Below are 21,634 nucleotides of genomic sequence, written 5' to 3' on the forward strand. Positions count from 1 at the left end.
TTGCAATTAAATTAAAAATAACAACAATGGAAAACGGAATATATGCTAAATTCAATACTAGTAAAGGTTCGATTTTAGTAAAACTAACTCACGATTTAACTCCGGGAACTGTAGGGAATTTTGTAGCTCTTGCAGAAGGAAATATGGAAAATAAAGTAAAACCTCAAGGACAAAAATTCTATGATGGTTTAACGTTTCATAGAGTAATTCCTGATTTTATGATTCAGGGTGGTTGCCCAAAAGGAACTGGAACTGGAGATCCTGGATATAAATTTGATGATGAATTTCACCCAAGTTTAAAACACGATCGTCCGGGAGTTTTAGCAATGGCAAATTCAGGACCTGCAAGTAATGGTTCTCAATTTTACATCACGCACGTTCCAACTTCTTGGTTAGACGGAAAACATACTGTATTTGGTCACGTAATCGAAGGTCAGGATATCGTTGATGCAGTTGCTCAGGGAGATGCTTTAGAAAGTGTAGAAATCATTAGAGTTGGAGAAGAAGCAGAGAAATTTAATGCTATCGAAGCTTTTGTAGGTTTAAAAGGTGCACGTCTAAAAAGAGATGCAGCTTTAAAAGCAGAATCTGAAGCTAAAATGGAACAATTGGCTGCTGGTTTTGATAAAACTGAAAGTGGTTTACGTTACAAAATGATTAATAAAGGAGAAGGTAAAAAAGCTGAAGCTGGTAAAACAGTTGCAGTTCACTACGAAGGATCTTTAGAAAACGGAAAAGTTTTTGATTCATCTTACCCACGTAAAAAACCAATCGAATTTAGATTAGGTCAAGGTCAGGTTATCGAAGGATGGGATGAAGGTATTGCTTTATTACAAGTGGGTGACAAAGCTCGTTTCGTAATTCCGTCTGATTTAGCTTATGGTGCTGCAGGAGCAGGAGGAGTTATTCCGCCACATGCAACTTTGATCTTCGATGTAGAATTAATGGAAGTAAAATAAGAATATTAAATACAATTTAGTATTGTTTTAAATTAGAATCCCATTTGCCACGGCGAATGGGATTTTTTTATATTTACTTATCAAATATAGAAAAACAATGAAATCAAAAATCTTAATTCTGGCTGCAGTGGTATTGCTTGTAGTTTCTTGCGGAACTCAAAAGTCTGCTGCAGTTGCAACAACACAAACACCTGCCGCTCCAGTAACTGAAACTGCAAAAGCTGCACCATTAACACCTGAATTAGCCGAGGCTAAAAACTTGTACGAAAACAGTTGTGGAAGATGCCATAAGCTATATGAAGCAAAGAAATTTACTCAGGAAGAGTGGAAACCAATTTTGACAAGAATGCAGAAAAAAGCGAAGTTAGATGATACTCAAATGGCTTCAATATCAAATTATATCAATTCTCAACTATAAAAGTTGCGGTTGTAGATTCATAAAACTATTCAGTACGTTGTATTGGATAGTTTTTTTGTTTGAAATAGGACATAAAAAAACACCTTCACAAGTGAGGTGTTTGAAAAATTAAGAATTGTTTTCAGTTGTATTAGTAACCGCAACTATTTTTAAAGTTTTTATTCCGGCCGGTAATTCCCAGTCTACTTCATCATTTTCTTTAAAGCCAATAATAGCAACACTTAAAGGTGCCAGAATTGAAATTTTACTTTGTTTTACGTCTGCGAAAGAAGGTAAAACGATCTGAATTTTCATTTGTTTTTTTGCTTTTACATCTTCGATAGTGACATACGAATTGATTTTTACAATCGAATTATCCAGTTCGCTTTCTTTGCTAATTACGGCACGGTCAAGTTCTTGTGAAAGCTGATTTGCCTCTTTGGCATTTGTTGAATTTTTACTTTTTAATATCAATTCTCTTAAAAACTGATAATCTGTTTTACAGAAAGTGGGTATTGGTTTCATAACTATATTTTGTTTTATTATTATTATTATTATTATTTGAATATTAATGTTTTATACTTCTTTACAAGGCTGATATATGCATAAATACCATTTCAGATTGTATGGGTACAATTGAAATTGATAGAAATGTGTTTTTGGAATTTTTTGATTTAGAAAACCAGAAAATTATTTGAGAGAGGTTTACTCTTTCAAATAAAATAGATAATTAAAATCGTGGTAAAAATCCTCCGCCTGAAAGAAGAAATTGAAGTAGACGGAGGCCTAATTAATAAAGGCCTTACTATGTGAAATAAATACAGCAGTAAGCGGTCTTCTCGTTAGAGAAAACAACAACATAAAGACTGTAAATATATTTATAGTGCTCAAAATGAGAATGATTAATTTGATCTGCAAAGATAGACAAACTTTTTGAAATAGCTAATTTCTTTTTATTTCCACTTAATATTGCAGCCAATACTTGGCTTTTGTGGTTCTTTTAAGCTTCTGTTATAAAGGAGTGCATCAATGGCACTGCGAAGATCGCTGCCACTTAACGGAATTCCGTTTCCGGGTCTGGAATCGTCTAGCTGACCGCGGTAAAACAGGCGGTCCTGATTGTCAAATAAATAAAAATCCGGCGTGCATGCAGCATCATAAGCTTTGGCAATTTCCTGGGTTTCGTCGAATAAATAGGGAAAATCAATTTTATTCTCAAAAGCAAATTCTGTCATTAATTCCGGAGAATCCTGCGGAAACTTTTCAATATCATTGCTTGAAATAGCAATTACGCCAATTCCCTGAACACGATAATCATTCGCAATCATTACAATTTCTCTAATAACATGAAGTACAAATGGGCAATGATTACAAATAAAAATAACTAATGTGCCTTTTGATCCCTTTAACTCTTCAAAAGAATATTGATTACTAGAATTAGTATCTTTTAATATAAAATCCGGAGCAATTGTTCCAAGAGGTAACATATTTGAAAGAGTTCGTGCCATTTTAGAGAAATTAGTTATCCAAAAATAACTTTAATATTCTGTAAAAGAAAATACACCCGTATAAAAAAATATCCAAAGAAGCTTTTATTAAACTTCCTTGGATATTTTTTGTATGTATAGTGATGATTTATGAATTTAGGAAATTCAGTAAATCTGTATTCAATTTATCTTTGTCAGTATAAAATAATCCGTGTGGAGCTCCTTCATAAACAATATAAGTATTTTCCCTGATTGCTTCTGCAGCTTTTTTTGAAGTAAGGTCAATAGGAACTATTTTGTCATCGTCACCGTGAATTATCAATGTTGGAACTTTTATAAAATCCAGTTCTTCTCTAAAATCAGTATATGAAAAAGATTCAGCACATTTTAAAGTTGCACGAGGAGAAGCAAAAGAGCATAAAGTTCTGTAATATTCTAATAACGGAGTACTCAAAGGCTTGTTGATAATATTAATACCGAAAAAAGTTTTTCCAAAATTATCTACAAATCCTATTCTGTCTTCCTTGATTGCATTTGCTGTAGTTTCACTTTTTTCCTTTGGATGACCATCAGGATTATCATTGGTTTTTAATAAAAACGGAACAACCGAAGAAATCAGCGCTGCTTTTGTAACACCTTTTCCTCCATAACGGCTAAAATAGCGAACTACTTCACCACCGCCCATAGAAAAACCTACAAGAGTTGCATTTTCTAATTGTAGCTGCTCTATAATCTCTTTTAAATCGTCCGTCAAAGTATCATAATCATATCCGTCATAAGGCTGAGAAGATTTACCAAATCCACGACGATCATAAGCAATTACTCTGTAATTGTTCTGAACTAAAAAATCAATTTGATATTCCCACATTTCATTAGAAAGCGGCCAGCCATGAATTAAAATTACCGGTTTTCCTTTTCCATAATCCTTTACATACAATCTTACGTTTTTGGCAGTTTCGATGTATTTATCTGTATTTAATTCCTGAAGATCAAATTCAAAATCTCTTATAGATTGGTCGGCGTTAAGGAGAGTGTTTTCCATTTTTATATTTTTTTAGTATGAGCTTAATAACTTGCTAAGTAAAATTAGCAGTAGTACTAAAAAAATGGTTATAGAATTAGTTGTAATAATTACAAAATTAATAGGTTTGTAAATCACTAGAAATTAAAACAAATGGATTTAACCTGGAATGAATTTGAAAGAACCGATATGCGTATTGGCACCATTATAGAAGTAAATGATTTTCCTGAAGCGAGAAAACCGGCTTATCAGCTCACAATTGATTTTGGTCCTGAAATTGGAATCCGTAAATCATCAGCACAAATCACAGTACATTACAAAAAAGAAGATTTAATCAATCGACAAATCATATCGGTTGTAAATTTCCCTAGAAAACAAATAGGTAAATTCATGAGCGAATGTCTTGTTCTTGGCGCAATAGGAAAGGAGGGAGATGTTATTTTATTAGCTCCGGATTTTAAAATAGAAAATGGACTTAGAATTGGATAGTTTTTAGTCGCAGTTTTCAGTCTCAGGTCAAACTGTGAACTGAGACTGTGCACTGTTTTTACTTTTTTGTAACTGTAAACTAAGAAATTCTATCAATTAACTTCTGCAAAATCAATTGTCCTTCTTCCCAATATTCTAAGTCTGAATCTGAGTTGATGTGTCCTTTTTGTCCTACGTTTACAAAATCACTTCCCCACTTTTCTGCAAAATATTGTTTTCTTTCGAAAGAAGCATAAGGATCGTTTTCGCTAGCAACAACGATTGACGGAAAAGGTAATTTTGAAATTGGCATTGGAGCAAAATTTCTAATAATTTCCGGAGTATGTTGAGGTGAATCCACATCGGCAGGAGCAACCAATAATGCGCCAACAATATTTTTATTACTGTTTGATGCTGCCCAATGGTTTACTAATGAAACCGCAAGGCTATGCGCTACTAAAATAGTTGGTTTGTCTAGTTTTACAACTTCTTCATTCAATCTTTGAAGCCATTCTTCGCGAACGGGCTCATCCCAATTATCCTGAACAAGGCGAATTGAATTTTCGAATTTTTTATGCCAAAAGGTTTGCCAGTGTTTGTCACCAGAATTACCAAGTCCAGGTAATATTAATAAATTTGTTTCCATTGCCGTGGATTTTTTAAATGATTATTTTTTATTTTCTTTTATGATTCGATTTACTTCGTTTACAAGTAACGGAAAACCTGGTTCTGTCATTCCGTGACCATAACCGTCTAATTCATAAAGTTTAGTTTGAGTATGTCCGGCCAGCTTCATCATGCGCGCCATGTATGCGTTTTCTTCATAGCGGCCTAACATTTCCATTTCGCGATCTCCGGTAATTAATAAAAGTGGCGGAGCATCGGCACGAACATAAAATAAAGGTGCAAAAGCATCAATAGTGGGTTGTTTTTCCGGAATTCCGTTTTCTCGTCTAATTTCAAAATGCGTAATACATTGTCCGCTAAAGGGGATAAGTCCTGCAATTTTATTAGCATCGATGCCTTCTTTTTGCAGCCATTTTTTATCTAAACCAATCATTAAGCCTAAATATCCTCCTGCAGAATGTCCGGAAACAAAAATTTGAGAAGTATCACCGCCATAACTGGCAATATTATTAAAAGTCCATGCAACGGCTGCCGCAGCATCTTCAATAGCTTTTTCGGCTTTTGCTTTTGGAGATAATCTGTAATTAACGCCAATAATAGCAAAACCTTTATTTTTTAAAGCTTCGGGAATTTCTTTGCTTCCGCCCGTTAATCCTCCGCCATGAAACCAAAGTATTGTAGCAAAATTTTTAGTATTTTTAGGGTAATAAATATCTAAAACGCATCTTTCGTTAATATAAGAATCAGACTTATTAGTTGCTGCATTATAATATTGAATATTGGTTTTTGTTTCATATTCTGTTTTTTGGGCAAAAGAAGAAGCTCCAATAAAAAAACAAAGTAATACTATTATTTTCTTCATAATGTAAATTTTATTCTATTTTAAAATCACCTTCCAGGCCATTTTTTGCATGCGAAGCAATCCATACTTTAAAATCACCAGGCTCTGTTTTAAGTTCCATTTTATCATTATAAAAAGCAAACTCAGAAACAGGAATTGAGAATTGTACTGTTTTGGATTCCTTAGGTTTTAATTCGATTTGTACAAAATCTTTCAGTTCCCTAATTGGTCTCACAATGCTTCCGGTAATATCACGAACATATAATTGTACCGTTTCTGTTCCTGTAGTATTGCCGGTATTGGTAATAATTGCTGAAACGTTTAATTTTTCAGTATTATTATTTTTAAGAATTGCTTTTTCGATTTTTAAATTCTCATAAGAGAAAGTCGTGTAACTCAATCCAAATCCAAAAGGAAACTGAGGTTCATAACCTGCATCAAGATAATGAGAGTTATTTCCTAAAGAACTTTGCCAGGCTTCGACAGGAATATCCTGAATTGCCACAAAAGTTTTAGGATCTGCCGGTCGTCCGGTATTTGGATGATTGTAATAAATAGGAATCTGACCAACTTCTTTTGGCCAGGTTACAGGTAATTTTCCTGACGGATTTGTAACTCCCAAAAGCACATCAGAAATGGCAGGACCAGTCATTGTTCCCGGATGCCACGCCATAATTAAGGCATTTACCTGTGGTAAAACAGCGCCTAAAGTTATAGGTCTTCCTGCCATCAATACCAATACAATTGGTTTTCCGTTTTTTTGTAATTCAGTTATTAATTTTTCCTGTAAACCCGGTAAATTAATATTCGCTCTTGAATGTGCTTCTCCGGAAAGAATGGCTTCTTCTCCGGCAAAAAATAAAATTACATCTGATTTTTTAGCTTCTGAGATTGCCGCTGCAAAACCATCTTCAGATAAAGATCTGCTATGCGAAAGTCCGGCGGAATAAAACACATTATTTGATCCAAAACTATTTTGTAACGCTTTTAGCGGAGTTTGAGAATCTTCTTTATTTCCGTCAAAAATCCAGGTTCCTAATTGTTCTCGTGAAGCATCTGCCAATGGGCCAATTACGGCTATTTTTTGATTGGATTTTAAAGGTAAAATCTGATTTTCGTTTTTTAATAAAACACAACTTTTACTTGCTGCAGTTCTGGCGGTCTGCAAAGCATCGGCGCTTAATAATGAAAATTTTTCACGGTCTTTAAAGTATGGATTTTCAAAAATTCCGGCTCTGAATTTTATTCGAAGAATATTACGAACCATTTCATCCAATTCCTTTTCAGAAACTTTCTTTTCAGCAATCAGGGTTTTTAAATGATGGGCATATGATAAACTGGTCATTTCCATGTCAAGTCCTGCTGTTGCAGATTTTAATGCAGCATCTTTTTCGTCAGCGGCATAACCATGCGGAATCATTTCTGTAACAGAATTCCAGTCGCTGACCACAAAACCATCATATTTCCATTCTTCTCGTAATATTTTTTTTAGCAAAAAATGATTTCCGGAAGCAGGAACTCCGTTAAGGTCATTAAAGGAACTCATAAAAGTAGCTGCTCCGGCTTTTGCTGCGGCTTCAAAAGGTTTTAAATATACGTTTCGCAGTAACGATTCAGACATGCTGACTGTGTTGTAATCCCGTCCGCCTTCTGCAGCGCCATAAGCGGCAAAATGTTTGGCACAAGCTAAAATTTGTCCCGGAACGGCTGGATCATTTCCCTGAAAACCTTTTATATAAGCAACTCCTAATCGTGATGCCAGTAAAGGATCTTCGCCTGGAGATTCTGCGATTCTTCCCCAGCGGGCATCTCTAGCAATATCCACCATTGGCGCATAAGTCCAATTGATACATCTTGAATAGGATTCATTAGCAGCAATTTGGGATGTTTTTTCGACTAAATCCATATCCCACGAAGCAGCTAATCCTAACGGAATCGGGAAAATAGTTTTATAACCATGAATAACATCTCTTCCAAATAATAAAGGAATATGATTGGGACTTTCTTCTAAGGCAATTTTTTGTATTTCAAAAACTAAATTGGGATCTGTAAGGTTTAAAATGGCGCCAACTAAACCTTTTCGAACATCATTTTTAAGTTCATCAGATAAACCTTTACTGCGGCTTGAAGTTCCTTTAAGACATGTCTGGCCAATTTTTTGTTCCAGGGTCATGTTTTTTATGATCTTGTCGATTTTCTTTTCAATATTTAAATCCGCTTTTTGACTGTACGATATTGATATTATAAAGAAAAAAAATAATAAACAATAATGTGGTTTTGTGGTTAGTGTCATCAAGGTTAGCTTTTTTAATTTAAATATATAAAAAAAGTCCAAAATGCAGGACATATTGGACTCGTACTTTTTAAAAAGTTATTTTTGACTAAATATCGTCAAAATCAATATCAGTAAAACTGGTCCTTTGACCTTCAGGCTTATCAGAACCGTATTCTTTTTTAAAATCTTTTTGATGTCTTTCTGAAATCACTTCTTCGCCTTTGTGGTTCAAGACATACGAAGTCATTTCTTCTAATATTTCGGCAAAAGCACTAAAATCTTCTTTGTACAAGTAAATTTTGTGTTTTTTAAAATGAAAAGAACCATCTTCTTCAGTAAATTTTTTACTTTCGGTAATAGTGATATAGTAGTCATCAGCTTTAGTAGCTCTCACATCAAAGAAATAAGTTCTTCTTCCTGCTCGTAATACTTTAGAAAAAATCTCTTCTTTTTCTAACATGTCATTTTCTCTCATAATACGTTCTATCATTTTTGGAATTAATAGTACTCAAAAATCATAAAAAATTATCTATTACGCAACATTTAAAGTAATTCTTTTTCCGAAAGTTGTTTTAAATATAATGACGAATAATATCCCTCCTGATTTATTAATTGATTATGAGAGCCTTGTTGGATGATCCTGCCATCTTCTAAAATGATTATTTTGTCGGCATTTTTTGCTGATGATACCCGATGACTGACTATTATTGTAGTTTTATCTTTACAGATTTCAAATAAATTGTTCAAAATTGTTTCTTCTGTTTCTGTGTCGACTGCAGATAAACAATCGTCAAAAAGTAAAATTGCCGGATTCTTAATTATTGCACGCGCAATAGATACACGCTGCTTTTGTCCGCCAGAAAGTGTAATACCTCTCTCTCCTAAAATAGTGTCGTATTGTTTGTTAAAAGCGATAATATTATCATGAACGACAGCATTTTTGGCAGCTTCGATTACTTCTTCGTCGCTGGCATTTTGATTACCAAATTTGATGTTGTTTTTTATAGTATCCGAAAATAAAAAAGCATCCTGAGGGACAATTCCGATGTTATTTCGCAAATCATTTAAATTTAATGTGCTAATTTCATTCTGATCAATTGTAATTTTCCCGTCAGTAACATCATATAAACGAGAAATTAAAGATAAAATAGTAGATTTTCCGGAACCGGTTTTTCCTAAAATCGCTAATGTTTCTCCTTTTTTTACTGTAAAAGTTACATTTTTCAAAGCTTCAATATTAGTATCCTGATACGTATAACTTACATTTTCGAAAGAAATTGAACCCTGTATATCCGATGAATTTTCATTTTCGTTTTTAATTTCAGGTTCAATTTTTAAAAATTCATTCAAACGTTTTTGAGAAGCTTCTGCTTCCTGAACCATAGATGAAACCCATCCTAAAGAAGCAACTGGCCAGGTCAGCATGTTTACATATAAAATAAACTCTGCAATTGTACCAATATTAGGAATGGTTCCGTTAATATACATAACACCTCCAAAATAAATCACCACCAGATTACTAATTCCGATTAAGGCAATCATCAAAGGGCCAAATAAGGATTGAACTTTGGCAAGATCCAAACTCTTTTTTTTGCTTTCATCGGCAAGAGCCACCATATTATTCTGATGTTGATTTTCTAATGAATACGCTTTTATGACACGAATTCCAGAAAATATTTCCTGTGAGAAACTTGATACTTTCGATAAATATTGCTGAAACGTTGTACTACGTTTGTTGATTTCTGAACTTAGTTTAAAAATACAATACGAAAGAATTGGTAAAGGTAAAATAGTATATAAGGTCAATAATGGTGAAACATTATACATATATATGATTACAATTGCGAATCTGATAAAGGTATTGATGGTGTACATTACCGCAGGACCAACATACATGCGGACTTTAGAAACATCCTCGCTGATACGATTCATTAAATCTCCGGTACGGTTTTGTTTGTAAAAGTTCTGTGAAAGGTTTTCGTATTGCTTAAAAACCTCATTTTTTAAATCGAACTCAATATGACGTGACATTACAATTAAAGTCTGGCGCATTAGAAAAGTCAGGAATCCCGCGACAATTGTAGTGGCTATGATTAGCAGAACGTTATGAATCAAACCATCGCGATAAGTGTCAATAATTGCCTGTGATGTTTGATCTGTTTTTGGCAGTTTATCAAACTTCTCAATTGCGTTTAAAGACTTGCTAATGAGCTTAGGAGTGAATAAAGAGAATATTTGTGCGATTATGGTGATTAAAATTCCTAAAGAGAAACTATATTTATATTTGATGAAATATTTGTTTAAATAGCTTAATTCTTTCATTTTTTTAAGAGATTCAATGATGAAATGTTTTGATTTTGTAAATTATTATGAATTAAAATTAGCGGAATATATAATTTAATCAAAACAAAACGATTGTTAAATTGTTATTTTAAGGATAAAAAATTAGCACATGTATATTATTTGTATAAATTTGAGAAGTCTTTTTAACAAATTCATAATTTTAACAAATAAATTAGTAGCGCTATGGATGCAACTTTCGCAACTGGAAAAGAACTTCAAAAAATGGATCCTGTTTTTGGTCAATTATCTTTTGACGATCACGAACAAATTGTTTTTTGCAATGACAAAGATACGGGTTTAAAAGCAATTATTGGTATTCATAATTCGGTTATGGGACCAGCTTTAGGAGGAACCAGAATGTGGAACTATAATACCGAATGGGAAGCACTAAATGATGTTTTGCGTCTTTCAAGAGGTATGACATATAAATCTGCCATTACCGGATTAAATATCGGTGGAGGTAAAGCGGTAATTATTGGTGATGCTAAAACGCAAAAAACACCTGAATTAATGCGCAAATTTGGTGAATTTGTTCACTCTTTGGGTGGTAGATATATTACTGCTGAAGATGTTGGAATGGAAACTAAAGATATGGATACCGTAAGAGATGTAACTCCTTATGTTACGGGTATCTCTGAAGAAAGAGGTGGTTCAGGAAATCCTTCTCCAATCACTGCTTATGGTGTTTATTTAGGGATGAAAGCTGCTGCTAAAAGTCAGTTTGGTACTGATGTTTTAGATGGTAAAAAAGTTTTGGTTCAGGGAATTGGTCACGTTGGTGAGGCTTTGGTTGAGTATTTAACAAAAGAAGGAGCGATCGTAACTATTAGTGATATCAACGAGGAAAAATTATACGAAGTAGCTCAAAAATACAACGCAACAATATTTACAGGAGAAGATTTATATACAGCTGATGTTGATATTTATGCGCCATGTGCAATGGGAGCAACTATTAATAATGATACTGTAAATAAAATAAAAGCTAAAGTTATTGCTGGTGCTGCCAACAATCAATTAGCTGATGAGAATATTCATGGAGCAAGATTACAGGAAAGAGGTATTTTATACGCGCCGGATTTCTTAATCAATGCTGGTGGAATTATCAATGTTTATGCTGAATTAGAGCACTACGGTAAAGCCGAAATCATGACAAAAACCGAAAATATCTATAACACGACTTTAGAAATTATAGATTATGCCGTGAAAAACGGAATGACAACTCATAAAGCTGCGCTTACAATTGCTCAAAATCGTATTGATTTAAGAAAAATTGAAAACGCTGCTAAGAAGTAATTTTTAGAGTCACGGTCTCAGTTTTCAGTGCCAGTTTATAGTCTCAGTCTCAGTCCCAGTTTTCAGTTTTGAAAAAAATTGAGACTGGGATTTTTTTATTCGCATTGGCTGAAAACTGACACTGAATACTGCGACTTTATGCGCATCGACTGAAAACTGACACTGAAAACTGCGACTTTCTAATAGGTTCGCCTGAAAACTGTGACTAAAAATTGCGAATAAATTTTATTATAAGGATTGAAATCCTTAATTTTGCAGACTAATTTTTAAATGTTCTTACAAGGTGGTAAATAGAAGACACATACGCGTTAAAGTAATGCAGTCCATTTATGCAATGCATCAAAGCGGTTCTGATAATCTGGAAAAAGAAGAAAAGTTTCTTTTCTATAGTATCGATAATATTCAGGACTTATATCTTATAATGCTTTCTTCATTAATTGAAATTTGCAAAAAAGAATCTGTTTTTTTGCATCTGTCAAGCAAAAAACATCTTGCAACTGCAGCAGAACGTAATCCGAATGAAAAATTTATCAATAACAAAATTTTTCAACTTCTTGCCGAAAGCAATTCTCTAAGTATTGCTTTAGAAAATCGTAAAATCAACAACTGGTCTTTGAATGATGATTATATCATTTTACTTTTAAATGATATTAAGTCAAGTGATTTGTATGCAAAATACATGAGTACAACTACAAATACTTTTGAAGAAGACAGACAATTTGTAATTGATTTGTTTGCTGATGTAATTGTTCCTAACGAAAAATTATATGAATATTTAGAGGATGATAAATTAACGTGGGTTGATGATATTCCGGTTGTAAATACTCATATTGTAAAACAATTAAAAGCAATTAAAACTCAGGATCCGGATGATTTTAGAGTGCCAAAATTGTATAAAGATGTTGAAGATAAAGATTTTGCTAAAGATTTATTTAGAAGAACAGTTTTAAATGAATCTATTCTGGCAAAAGAATATGATGACAAAACACCAAATTGGGATAGCGAAAGGATTGCTGAAATTGATACTATTATCCTGAAAATGGCAATTTGTGAATTTTTAAAATTCCCGTCGATTCCAGTAAAAGTAACGCTGAACGAATATTTAGAAATTGCGAAAGAATATTCTACACCAAAAAGTAGTATTTTTATCAACGGAATTTTAGATAATCTTGTTAAAGAGCTTACCGCCAATAAAAAGATGATTAAAGTAGGTAGAGGTTTGATGTAAAAATTGAAAAACATAAATATTAATAATAAAAAATAAAAACTGAATACTATGCAAGATTTAATGAAATTTGCTCCTTATTTACTAATGTTTGTAGTACTGTATTTCTTCATGATCAGACCACAACAAAAAAGAGCAAAAAACGAAAAAGAATTTGAAAGCAGCCTGAAAGTAGGTGATAAGATAATTACTAAAAGTGGTTTTCACGGTAAAATTGTTGAGCTTGCAGAAACAAGTGCTGTTATCGAAACAATGTCTGGAAAATTAAAAATTGAGCGTTCAGCTATTTCTATGGAAATGAGCGCTGCTTTAGCTAAAAAAGCGTAATTTTTTAGACATTCTATAAAATATAAATCCCAAATTCTAATTTAGAATTTGGGATTTTTTTTGTTTTAAGGTGTTGTGCTATGCGAAATTACAAAAAAATAATTGTACGCAAAGTATTTCATCCCGATGAATGAGGGGTCTCCGCAAGAAACTCCACTTAGTAACTCTTCAATCTTTAGTTAGACGCACTGCAGTGCGTCTCTACGGTCAATCTTTATAGATTTGTATTATGTAGATTGTAAATTTGATGGTTCGTTCCTATTATCCGTATTGTTAATCGTAGAGACGCACTGCAGTGCGTCTGCGTAAAGAGATTGGATTCCAATTAGATCGTTGTATGTTTTGTTTCTCTTGAAATGACAAAAAAAGAAAAGACCTTTGTCAAAGTTTTAAACTTTGACAAAGGTCTCTGAAAATAGGAATTTGAAATTCTACCTATATTTATCATTCAATCCCAAGTTATTCAAAATCATCGGAATCACTTTCTCGATTCTTGAAAGTTTGGTTTTCTCTTGTTTAGCACTTTCAATATATTCCAGAAACTCATATTGTTTATAAGGACTAAATTTTTGAAAAGCTTCTGCTAAAGCTGGATTTTGATCCATTTCTTTTTGGAGAAGTTCAGAGATTATAGCTTCTTTTTTAGAAGGTTTTATAATTTTTTCTTGCTTTTCGTTTTCAATCGCTTCAAGAATGTATTCTAAAACTTCTTTTTCGTTTACTTCTTCTTTTGATGTAAAGCGCCATTGTCGCATGGATTTTGTTTTGTCTTCCTGAGCGTTAATGAGTCTCTTTTTTTTGTCTTTCAGAAAAACTCCGTTAAGAAACCAAATCGCAAAATAATTTTTAAAACCGCCAATCCCAATAACATTTCTCTTGTTGTAAACATAAATAGGTCCGCCCCATTTTATGGTTTCAACAAGTTCGGTTTTGTCAATAATTGATTTCAGGAAAAGAAGTTCTTCTTCCCACTTATTGACTTTGTCCCAAACGTGTTTTTTGTCAGAATTAGCTTCTTCCAATTTATCTTTTTCTTTTAGGTTTTTCGGTTACATCGAATATACCTTGAATCGCTGTTAATTCAGCAATTTTTACAATAACATCAGTTGCTTTTTGAATGCTTTCTGCAGGAACATATTCGTATTTTCCGTGAAAGTTATGACCACCTGCAAAGATATTCGGGCAAGGTAATCCCATAAAGGATAATTGCGATCCGTCAGTTCCGCCGCGAATAGGCTTTATGATGGGTTTAATGTTCAGTTCTCTCATTGCTTTTTCGGCAATATCTACAATATGTTTTACCGGAAGCACTTTTTCTTTCATATTGTAATACTGATCTTTTATTTCGGTCGTTACAATATCTTCACCGTATTGTTTAGCGAATTTTTTATTGATTTTTTTGGCAATTTTACCAATCAGATCTTTTCTTTTTTCGAATTTTAATTTATTGTGATCTCTTATAATAAGTTCTAAAACAGTTTCTTCAATGCTTCCCGTTAAGTGATGAACATGGAAAAAACCTTCATAACCTTTGGTTTCCTGAGGAGTTTCCCCTTTTGGAAGTTTATTGATGAAATCATTCGCAATCAACATCGAATTGATCATTTTTCCTTTTGCATAACCCGGGTGAACGCTTTTTCCTTTGAAAGTAATTTTGGCTCCGGCTGCATTAAAATTTTCATATTCTAATTCGCCAATCTGACTTCCGTCCATTGTATAAGCCCATTGAGCACCAAATTTTTGAACATCAAAATGATGTGCGCCACGACCAATTTCTTCATCAGGAGCAAATCCAATTCTAATTTTTCCGTGTTTAATTTCCGGATGTTGAATTAAATATTCCATTGCCGAAACAATCTCTGTAATACCGGCTTTATCATCTGCGCCTAACAAAGTAGTTCCGTCAGTTGTGATGATCGTTTGTCCTTTATATTGTAGTAAATCTTTGAAATAATTTGGAGATAAAACGATGTTTTTTTCTGCATTCAAAACAATGTCTTTTCCGTCGTAATTGGTAATAATCTGCGGTTTTACATTTGCTCCGCTAAAATCCGGCGATGTATCAAAATGCGATACAAAACCTATTGTTGGTACTTCATGATCTACATTACTTGGCAAAGTCGCCATGATATAAGCTTTGTCATCTATAGTAACGTCATCTAATCCAATTGATTTTAATTCTTCGACCAATTTATTGGCAAGATTCCATTGTTTCTCTGTACTTGGAGTGGTTTGTGAATTTGGGTCTGATTCGGTATCAATAGTTATGTAACTAATAAAACGATCTATAATATGTTGCATTTGTTTAATTTTTAGCAAATATAAGTAAATAATCAGGCGTTGTAAAGCTGTAAATTATGAAAACTGTAAATTTGGGTAAAAAAAGTTTGCCACGAATTTCACAAAGTAGCACCAATTAATTTAAATATAAAAATCCCAGTTTTACGAATCATAATTCATAAAACTGGGATTTTTATATTAAGGCATGCATAACAATTTTTTTATTAGTGAAAATTAGTGAAATTCGTGGCAAAATTTCTTTAAGAAAAACTTACTGCACACACCTAAAACCAATATGATTTGCAGGGGATTTATAATCACCTTTTCCTCTGGTTCCTACCATATAGCGTGTACAATATTGATCTGTACATAAAAATGATCCTCCGCGCTGTACTTTTTTAGGTAAGCCAGGTTCTCCTGGATCATAAGACGAATCCGGGCCTTTTGGATTTTTGGCTACTTTACCGCTTTGTTTTAAAATATCATAATAATCTGCAGTATACCAATCGTTTGTCCATTCCCAAACATTTCCACCAATATCATACAAACCATACGAATTTGGTTCAAATTGAGCGGTTGGTGCAATACCAATATACCCATCTTCTCCGGTGTCTCCTTTTTCTATAGGAAAGTGTCCCTGATAGATATTAGCCTGAAATTTGCCTTTTGGTTTTAAGGTGTTTCCCCAGGCATATAACTGGCCTGATTTTCCGCCACGTGCTGCAAATTCCCATTCAGCTTCAGTGGGCAATCGTTTTCCTGCCCATTTTGCATAAGCAGCCGCATCATCATATGAAACCTGAACTACAGGATATTTCTCTCTTCCTTTAATAGAGCTTCCGGCGCCTTCAGGATGTCTCCAGTCTGCACCATGAACATAAGTCCACCATTGCATATAATTATTTAGATCAACCTTTGCAGGAGTAGGAGTAAAAACAGCAGATCCTGCGACTAAGTTTTCTAGTGGAGCATCAGGATATTCTTCATGACTTGGTTTTGTTTCGGCTAATGTTACATAACCTGTAGCTTTAACAAAAGCTTCAAATTGTTCGTTTGTAACTTCTGTTTTATCCATATAAAATCCATCTACATATACCTGATGTATAGGTGCTGCATCTTTTGTAACTCCCTTAATGCTGCATAAACTTTCATCTTCAACATTGCTTCCCATAGAGAATTCTCCACCTGGAATCCATACCATTCCCTTTGGGGTTTTATTAGCAGGAGGTCTGTTTTTATTTTCTATTGTAGGTTTAAATAAAGACGAGTCAGCTGGATTTGGAGTTTCGGCACAATCTAATGCAGCTAACTTTTGTTTAGGAGTAATAAAAGTGCTGTAACCATATGCAATTGAAATAATGGAGATAGTAAGAATTGCTAAAATCCAATAGGTTTTATTTTTCATTATAATTATTTTATGTGGTAAATGGCTGGTTCGTTATTATAAAATCGTAGAAATGCAATTTCTGATAAAATTTTATAAAGTTTAAAAAATAACCTTACAAATCTCTATTTATTTGATAAGGTTAATATAGTTTATTTATCTTCTTCGACCAATACAACCTCGTATTTAGATTTTCCGTCTACTTGAACAGGCTGATAATAGGTTTCTCCAAATTTTACATACTTAACATCACCAATGGTAACTTCTTCACCTCCTTCAGGTAAATTATCGACTACGGTTCCTGCGGTTGGCGGAACAACTTTATAAGAGCTTCCGTCTTTTTCATAATAAGTTCCTCCATAATAGTAGTTGTTGACGGTTCCTGTATTGACAGTTTCTGCTCCGCTTGGTATATTATTCACGGTTCCTCCAACTGGAGCAGGAACGGCCGTATAACCTCCGTTTGATGGAGCATACCAAACTCCCTGATCATAGTGATATTGAGTACTCTCGACACTAACTACAATTGCTGTAACGGCCAAAGTTGCCACGAAAAAGCCCCATGGATGCCAAACTGGCCCATAATAAAATGGATGGTAAGGATGGAAATAGTAAGGGTGGAAAGTGTTGTATCGATAACCTCCATATCTGTAAGGCGGACGATTGTAAACTATGACATTGTTTCGTCTTACAACAGTGTTTCTGTTATTGTGTATATTAATATCTCTGCTTCTGTCAATATTTACATTATTTCTGTTTCTATTAACCGTATTACCGCTAATATTAGTATTTCTGTTTCCGGTTTTATTTCTATTTACGGTGTTTGAGTTTCGATTGTTTGTTCTATCCCCAATTTTAGAGTTTGATCCTGTTGATGGCCTTGTAATTTTATTTGTTCCGGTACCGCCAGATCCTGGTCTGGTTGTAGTTGCAGGTCGTTTTATTGTAGATTCATTAGATGCGGGTCTGGTATGGGTTGCAGGTCTCGCCTGAGCCGGTCTGGATTGAGCCGGTCTTGCCATATTTCCGCCTCTGTGTGCTCCGCCGCCATGACGTTGTGCTATGCTATCTATTGAAATCAAAAAAAATGATCCCATCAGACATACTAGCGCTATTTTTCTGAGAATTATTTTTATACTTTTCATTTTCAGTGTTTTAAGATGATTAAAATTATGAAAAAAATAGGAATAATCGCGAAAAATAAAAAATCATTTTAGTGTATAATTGTCTGAAGTATTATAATTAAATTTGCAACCGAAAAAACACACACAACACTCTTATGTATAAATTGATAATTCGCCCTATACTATTTTGGTTTGATCCGGAAGAAGTACATTATTTTACTTTTTCATTTGTTAAATTCATTTCAAAAATTCCCGGAGTTTCATCAATTATAAAATCAATATACGAAGTAAAAGATACTCGTTTAGAGCGTGAAGTATTTGGAATCAAATTCAAAAACCCGGTAGGACTTGCAGCAGGATTTGATAAAGATGCCAAATTATATAAAGAACTTTCTGATTTTGGTTTTGGATTCATAGAAATAGGAACTGTAACACCAGTTGGACAAGAAGGAAATCCTAAGAAACGTTTGTTTAGATTGAAAGCTGATCAGGCAATTATTAACCGAATGGGGTTTAATAATGGTGGTGTTCTTGAAGCTGTAGAGCGTTTAAAAAAGAATTCAGGAGTTTTAATTGGCGGAAACATTGGTAAAAATAAAGTAACACCAAACGAAAATGCCGTAGACGATTACATTATTTGCTTTGATGCCCTATTTGATCATGTAGATTATTTTGTAGTGAATGTAAGTTCTCCAAATACGCCAAATCTAAGAGCTTTACAGGATAAAGAACCTTTAACGGCTTTGTTACAAACCCTGCAAAACAGAAATGTAGAAAAACAAAAAACAAGTACTCAAAAAATAAAACCAATTTTATTAAAAATTGCTCCGGATCTTACAGACGAGCAATTATTGGATATTATTGATATTGTAAAAACAACTCAAATTGCAGGAGTAATTGCAACGAATACAACAATTTCAAGAGATGGATTACAATCTTCAAACCAATCTGAAATGGGCGGGTTATCAGGAAAACCATTAACGAAACGTTCTACAGAAGTGATTCGTTTTCTTTCTGAAAAAAGTAATAAAGCATTCCCGATCATTGGAGTAGGAGGAATACATTCTGCAGATGATGCTATCGAAAAGCTAAATGCCGGAGCAAGCCTGGTACAATTATATACCGGTTTTATTTATGAGGGACCAGCTTTGATAAAAGCAATCAATAAAAAAATATTAAAGCAATTGTAAAAGTAGTGCCTGCACAATTAATGCTGTAACAATTGCAGTCCCAAAACTAATTAATGTGCCTATTAAAACATATTCAGTAAGTTTTCTGTCTTTGGCTTCTTTTAAATCTCCAAATCTAAAAATTGATTTAGCGGCAAGTAAAAATCCTATTGCTTCAAAATGTCCTGTTAAAATAAAACAGAATACAAACAAGCGTTCTAATATACCAATATAATTTCCTGCGGTAGCAAGTGAATTATCATTATGACTATTTTGACTCTCCGGACTCCAGATAGAAATAATGGTTTTTATAAAAATAGAAGTGGGTTTGGTAATAAATAAAATACCTGTAATTAAAATCCAAAACTGATTATTGAACCATGTAAAATTGATGGTTTCGCCTTTATAGAGTAATACAACCCCAATTAAAATTAAAACATGCGCAATTTGGTCCATAATAAACCAGGTGCGTCTTGTTTTCGTTTTCTGAAAATTTAATTTGATCAAATCGATTATGCCATGTGTTACGGCAATTAAAAAAGCGTAAGGTATAAATTGAATTTCCCCAACTAAAATTGCAGCCAGAATACCATGCAAAACTATATGAAGATATAAATAAATACTGGTATGTTTTTTTGCCTCTTTATGTGCTACCCATGAATTGGGCTGCCATATAAAATCGCCTAATAAATGTGCTAAAAGCAGTTTTATAAATAAAATCATGACGTTGTAAGTTGTTTTATTTGTTTTCTGAAATAACGATCTAATTGCATTATCAAATCAAACTGGGCCCGTTTTTGCCTGCGGCTTACAGCTGCCTGATTAATGCCTAATTTTTGTCCTAATTCTTCCTGCGATAACGTAGGATTTTGTATGGCTGCCACTACAAATTCTGCTGGTTGTGCAAGCCAGCTGTCCATAAAAGTTAAAGCCAGCTGTATCATTAAATTCATTTTTTCATCAATAGCATCATCACCGGTTCGCATGGCTAAAGTTACTTTTTGTTTTTTTAAAGTCCCAAAAAGTTCTCCGGAATGTATAAAAGCAGTACCATTACTTTCTGATATTTTCTCTGCATGATGTGTTTTACTGCCAAAACCAATACTCATTCTGGCATCTAATTTTATGGCTTTCAGATGGGCTTTTATCAAAATAGCAGACCATAGCGCGTCTTCCGGATTCTTAATTTCGATCTGGAATTCATCTCCTCTGTAAATTTCCCACTGACTTGGCATTTCTCCAAACAGAGATAAGATCTTTTTCAAATCCTCTACCCAATGTTTAGAGGTTTGTTGTCTTGAGCCAATGATATCACCTGTAATTACGCTTGTCATATTCAAATATAATTAAAAATAAATAAATTTAATACTACAAAGATATGTAAATATTACCATTTAATGTAATATGTTTTAATATTACGTTTATACGTAATATGTTTTGTTATTACGATTTAATGTAATATTGTAATTAATGAAAATTATAGTTTTTATTTCTTTAAAAAAGAAGCTAACTTAGCCTTCACTAAAGAATAAGCTTTGAATAAAGAAATCAAGATTATCGAATGTCCTCGTGATGCTATGCAAGGTATCAAAACTTTTATTCCTACTAAAAACAAGGTTTCTTATATACAGGCTTTGCTTCGAGTAGGTTTTGATACGATTGACTTTGGAAGTTTTGTCTCTCCAAAAGCAATTCCGCAAATGCAGGATACGGCTGAGGTTCTGGCACAACTTGATTTATCGCAAACCACAAGCAAATTGTTGGCTATCATCGCGAATACCCAAGGCGCAACATTAGCATCAGAACATGAGCCTATTCAATATTTAGGATTTCCTTTTTCTATATCTGAGAATTTTCAGATGCGAAATACCCATAAAACCATTGCAGAATCTTTAATAACACTTGAAGAAATTCTGGAAATCGCCGATAAAAAAAATAAAGAAGTCGTAACGTATCTTTCTATGGGTTTCGGCAATCCGTACGGAGATCCCTGGAATGTTGAGATCGTTGGTGAATGGACAGAAAAACTGGCCGGAATGGGAGTGAAAATCTTATCGCTTTCAGATACCGTTGGCAGTTCTACGCCTGAAGTGATTACTTATCTTTATTCAAATTTAATTCCTAAATATCCTCAAATAGAGTTTGGCGCGCATTTGCACACCACCCCAAATAGTTGGTTCGAAAAAATCGATGCCGCATCAAAAGCCGGCTGTACCCGTTTTGATGGTGCTATTCAGGGTTTTGGAGGATGCCCGATGGCGACAGATAAGCTGACAGGAAATATGCCTACAGAAAAATTAATCTCTTATTTTACATCTAATAAAAAAGCAACCGGACTAAACTCTTTAAGTTTTGAAAGTGCTTATAATGAGGCTTCTAAATTATTCGGCAAATTTCATTAAGAAAATTACTAT

At 33.7% G+C, this 21,634-nt stretch carries 22 protein-coding genes; 8 read left to right on the forward strand and 14 right to left on the reverse strand.

Going from position 1 to position 21,634, the window contains the following annotated elements:
* Positions 1-26 precede the first annotated feature (26 nt).
* Together BXU01_RS20235 and BXU01_RS20240 are read left to right on the forward strand one after the other, a co-directional pair.
* Complete coding sequence (locus tag BXU01_RS20235; protein ID WP_083694978.1) at positions 27-959, forward strand: peptidylprolyl isomerase; 933 nt, start codon at positions 27-29, stop codon at positions 957-959.
* A 97-nt stretch (positions 960-1,056) separates the two neighbouring features.
* Entirely contained in the window at positions 1,057-1,377 is a 321-nt protein-coding gene (locus BXU01_RS20240) for a cytochrome C (RefSeq protein ID WP_083694979.1), read from the forward strand.
* A 108-nt stretch (positions 1,378-1,485) separates the two neighbouring features.
* Here the strand turns inward: BXU01_RS20240 and BXU01_RS20245 are convergent, their stop codons facing one another.
* From BXU01_RS20245 to BXU01_RS20255, 3 genes are all read right to left on the reverse strand, one after another.
* On the reverse strand, positions 1,486-1,881 hold the full coding sequence (locus BXU01_RS20245) for a GreA/GreB family elongation factor (protein WP_083694980.1): 396 nt from the start codon (positions 1,879-1,881) through the stop codon (positions 1,486-1,488).
* A gap of 428 nt (positions 1,882-2,309) precedes the next feature.
* The gene (locus BXU01_RS20250) at positions 2,310-2,864 is read right to left on the reverse strand and encodes a thioredoxin family protein (RefSeq protein WP_083694981.1); all 555 of its coding nucleotides are present in this window, start codon (positions 2,862-2,864) and stop codon (positions 2,310-2,312) included.
* 127 nt (positions 2,865-2,991) lie between these two features.
* Positions 2,992-3,885 (reverse strand): alpha/beta fold hydrolase, encoded by an 894-nt coding sequence (locus BXU01_RS20255; protein ID WP_083694982.1) that lies wholly within the window; start codon positions 3,883-3,885, stop codon positions 2,992-2,994.
* Positions 3,886-4,017: 132 nt separating this feature from the next.
* Here BXU01_RS20255 and BXU01_RS20260 point away from each other — a divergent pair, with 132 nt between their 5' ends.
* Positions 4,018-4,353, forward strand: coding sequence for a tRNA-binding protein (locus BXU01_RS20260; RefSeq protein WP_083694983.1), 336 nt, complete (start codon positions 4,018-4,020; stop codon positions 4,351-4,353).
* 79 nt (positions 4,354-4,432) lie between these two features.
* On the opposite strand, the gene BXU01_RS20265 is transcribed toward BXU01_RS20260, so the two are convergent.
* The 5 genes from BXU01_RS20265 to BXU01_RS20285 all read right to left on the reverse strand — a co-directional run bounded on the left by BXU01_RS20265 (position 4,433) and on the right by BXU01_RS20285 (position 10,397).
* Positions 4,433-4,978 carry an alpha/beta hydrolase gene (locus BXU01_RS20265; protein ID WP_083694984.1) on the reverse strand — a complete coding sequence of 182 codons (546 nt, stop codon included), beginning with the start codon at positions 4,976-4,978 and terminating at the stop codon, positions 4,433-4,435.
* 21 nt (positions 4,979-4,999) lie between these two features.
* On the reverse strand, positions 5,000-5,821 hold the full coding sequence (locus BXU01_RS20270) for an alpha/beta hydrolase (protein ID WP_083694985.1): 822 nt from the start codon (positions 5,819-5,821) through the stop codon (positions 5,000-5,002).
* Between the two features lie 10 nt (positions 5,822-5,831).
* Positions 5,832-8,093 (reverse strand): glycoside hydrolase family 3 N-terminal domain-containing protein, encoded by a 2,262-nt coding sequence (locus BXU01_RS20275; protein WP_255373810.1) that lies wholly within the window; start codon positions 8,091-8,093, stop codon positions 5,832-5,834.
* 88 nt (positions 8,094-8,181) lie between these two features.
* Positions 8,182-8,550 carry a PUR family DNA/RNA-binding protein gene (locus BXU01_RS20280; protein WP_017495419.1) on the reverse strand — a complete coding sequence of 123 codons (369 nt, stop codon included), beginning with the start codon at positions 8,548-8,550 and terminating at the stop codon, positions 8,182-8,184.
* A gap of 68 nt (positions 8,551-8,618) precedes the next feature.
* Complete coding sequence (locus BXU01_RS20285) at positions 8,619-10,397, reverse strand: ABC transporter ATP-binding protein (RefSeq protein ID WP_083694987.1); 1,779 nt, start codon at positions 10,395-10,397, stop codon at positions 8,619-8,621.
* A 204-nt stretch (positions 10,398-10,601) separates the two neighbouring features.
* Between BXU01_RS20285 and BXU01_RS20290 the strand changes: the two genes are divergently transcribed.
* From BXU01_RS20290 to yajC, 3 genes are all read left to right on the forward strand, one after another.
* Complete coding sequence (locus tag BXU01_RS20290; protein ID WP_083694988.1) at positions 10,602-11,711, forward strand: Glu/Leu/Phe/Val dehydrogenase; 1,110 nt, start codon at positions 10,602-10,604, stop codon at positions 11,709-11,711.
* 316 nt (positions 11,712-12,027) lie between these two features.
* Complete coding sequence (gene nusB / locus BXU01_RS20295) at positions 12,028-12,939, forward strand: transcription antitermination factor NusB (RefSeq protein ID WP_056247300.1); 912 nt, start codon at positions 12,028-12,030, stop codon at positions 12,937-12,939.
* Positions 12,940-12,987: 48 nt separating this feature from the next.
* Positions 12,988-13,263 carry a preprotein translocase subunit YajC gene (yajC, locus tag BXU01_RS20300; RefSeq protein ID WP_055098477.1) on the forward strand — a complete coding sequence of 92 codons (276 nt, stop codon included), beginning with the start codon at positions 12,988-12,990 and terminating at the stop codon, positions 13,261-13,263.
* Between the two features lie 431 nt (positions 13,264-13,694).
* On the opposite strand, the gene BXU01_RS20305 is transcribed toward yajC, so the two are convergent.
* From BXU01_RS20305 to BXU01_RS20320, 4 genes are all read right to left on the reverse strand, one after another.
* A complete protein-coding gene (locus tag BXU01_RS20305; RefSeq protein ID WP_083694989.1) occupies positions 13,695-14,285 on the reverse strand; it encodes a YdeI family protein in 591 nt (196 codons plus the stop codon).
* Between the two features lies 1 nt (position 14,286).
* On the reverse strand, positions 14,287-15,564 hold the full coding sequence (gene pepT, locus BXU01_RS20310; protein WP_083694990.1) for a peptidase T: 1,278 nt from the start codon (positions 15,562-15,564) through the stop codon (positions 14,287-14,289).
* Between the two features lie 250 nt (positions 15,565-15,814).
* Complete coding sequence (locus tag BXU01_RS20315; RefSeq protein WP_083694991.1) at positions 15,815-16,948, reverse strand: formylglycine-generating enzyme family protein; 1,134 nt, start codon at positions 16,946-16,948, stop codon at positions 15,815-15,817.
* Between the two features lie 131 nt (positions 16,949-17,079).
* Complete coding sequence (locus tag BXU01_RS20320; RefSeq protein WP_083694992.1) at positions 17,080-18,072, reverse strand: DUF6515 family protein; 993 nt, start codon at positions 18,070-18,072, stop codon at positions 17,080-17,082.
* A gap of 134 nt (positions 18,073-18,206) precedes the next feature.
* Between BXU01_RS20320 and BXU01_RS20325 the strand changes: the two genes are divergently transcribed.
* The gene (locus tag BXU01_RS20325; protein WP_083694993.1) at positions 18,207-19,241 is read left to right on the forward strand and encodes a quinone-dependent dihydroorotate dehydrogenase; all 1,035 of its coding nucleotides are present in this window, start codon (positions 18,207-18,209) and stop codon (positions 19,239-19,241) included.
* On the opposite strand, the gene BXU01_RS20330 is transcribed toward BXU01_RS20325, so the two are convergent.
* Positions 19,227-19,943 (reverse strand): DUF3307 domain-containing protein, encoded by a 717-nt coding sequence (locus tag BXU01_RS20330; RefSeq protein WP_083694994.1) that lies wholly within the window; start codon positions 19,941-19,943, stop codon positions 19,227-19,229. The genes BXU01_RS20325 and BXU01_RS20330 overlap by 15 nt on opposite strands.
* Positions 19,940-20,554: a SatD family protein gene (locus BXU01_RS20335; RefSeq protein WP_083694995.1), complete on the reverse strand. Its 615-nt coding sequence runs from the start codon at positions 20,552-20,554 to the stop codon at positions 19,940-19,942. Before BXU01_RS20335 ends, BXU01_RS20330 begins: the two co-directional genes overlap by 4 nt.
* A 201-nt stretch (positions 20,555-20,755) precedes the next feature.
* On the opposite strand from BXU01_RS20335, the gene BXU01_RS20340 reads away from it, so the two are divergent.
* Positions 20,756-21,622 carry a hydroxymethylglutaryl-CoA lyase gene (locus BXU01_RS20340; protein ID WP_083694996.1) on the forward strand — a complete coding sequence of 289 codons (867 nt, stop codon included), beginning with the start codon at positions 20,756-20,758 and terminating at the stop codon, positions 21,620-21,622.
* The last annotated feature ends 12 nt before the right edge of the window (positions 21,623-21,634 follow it).

Source organism: [Flexibacter] sp. ATCC 35103, from assembly GCF_001975985.1.
GTDB lineage: Bacteria > Bacteroidota > Bacteroidia > Flavobacteriales > Flavobacteriaceae > Flavobacterium.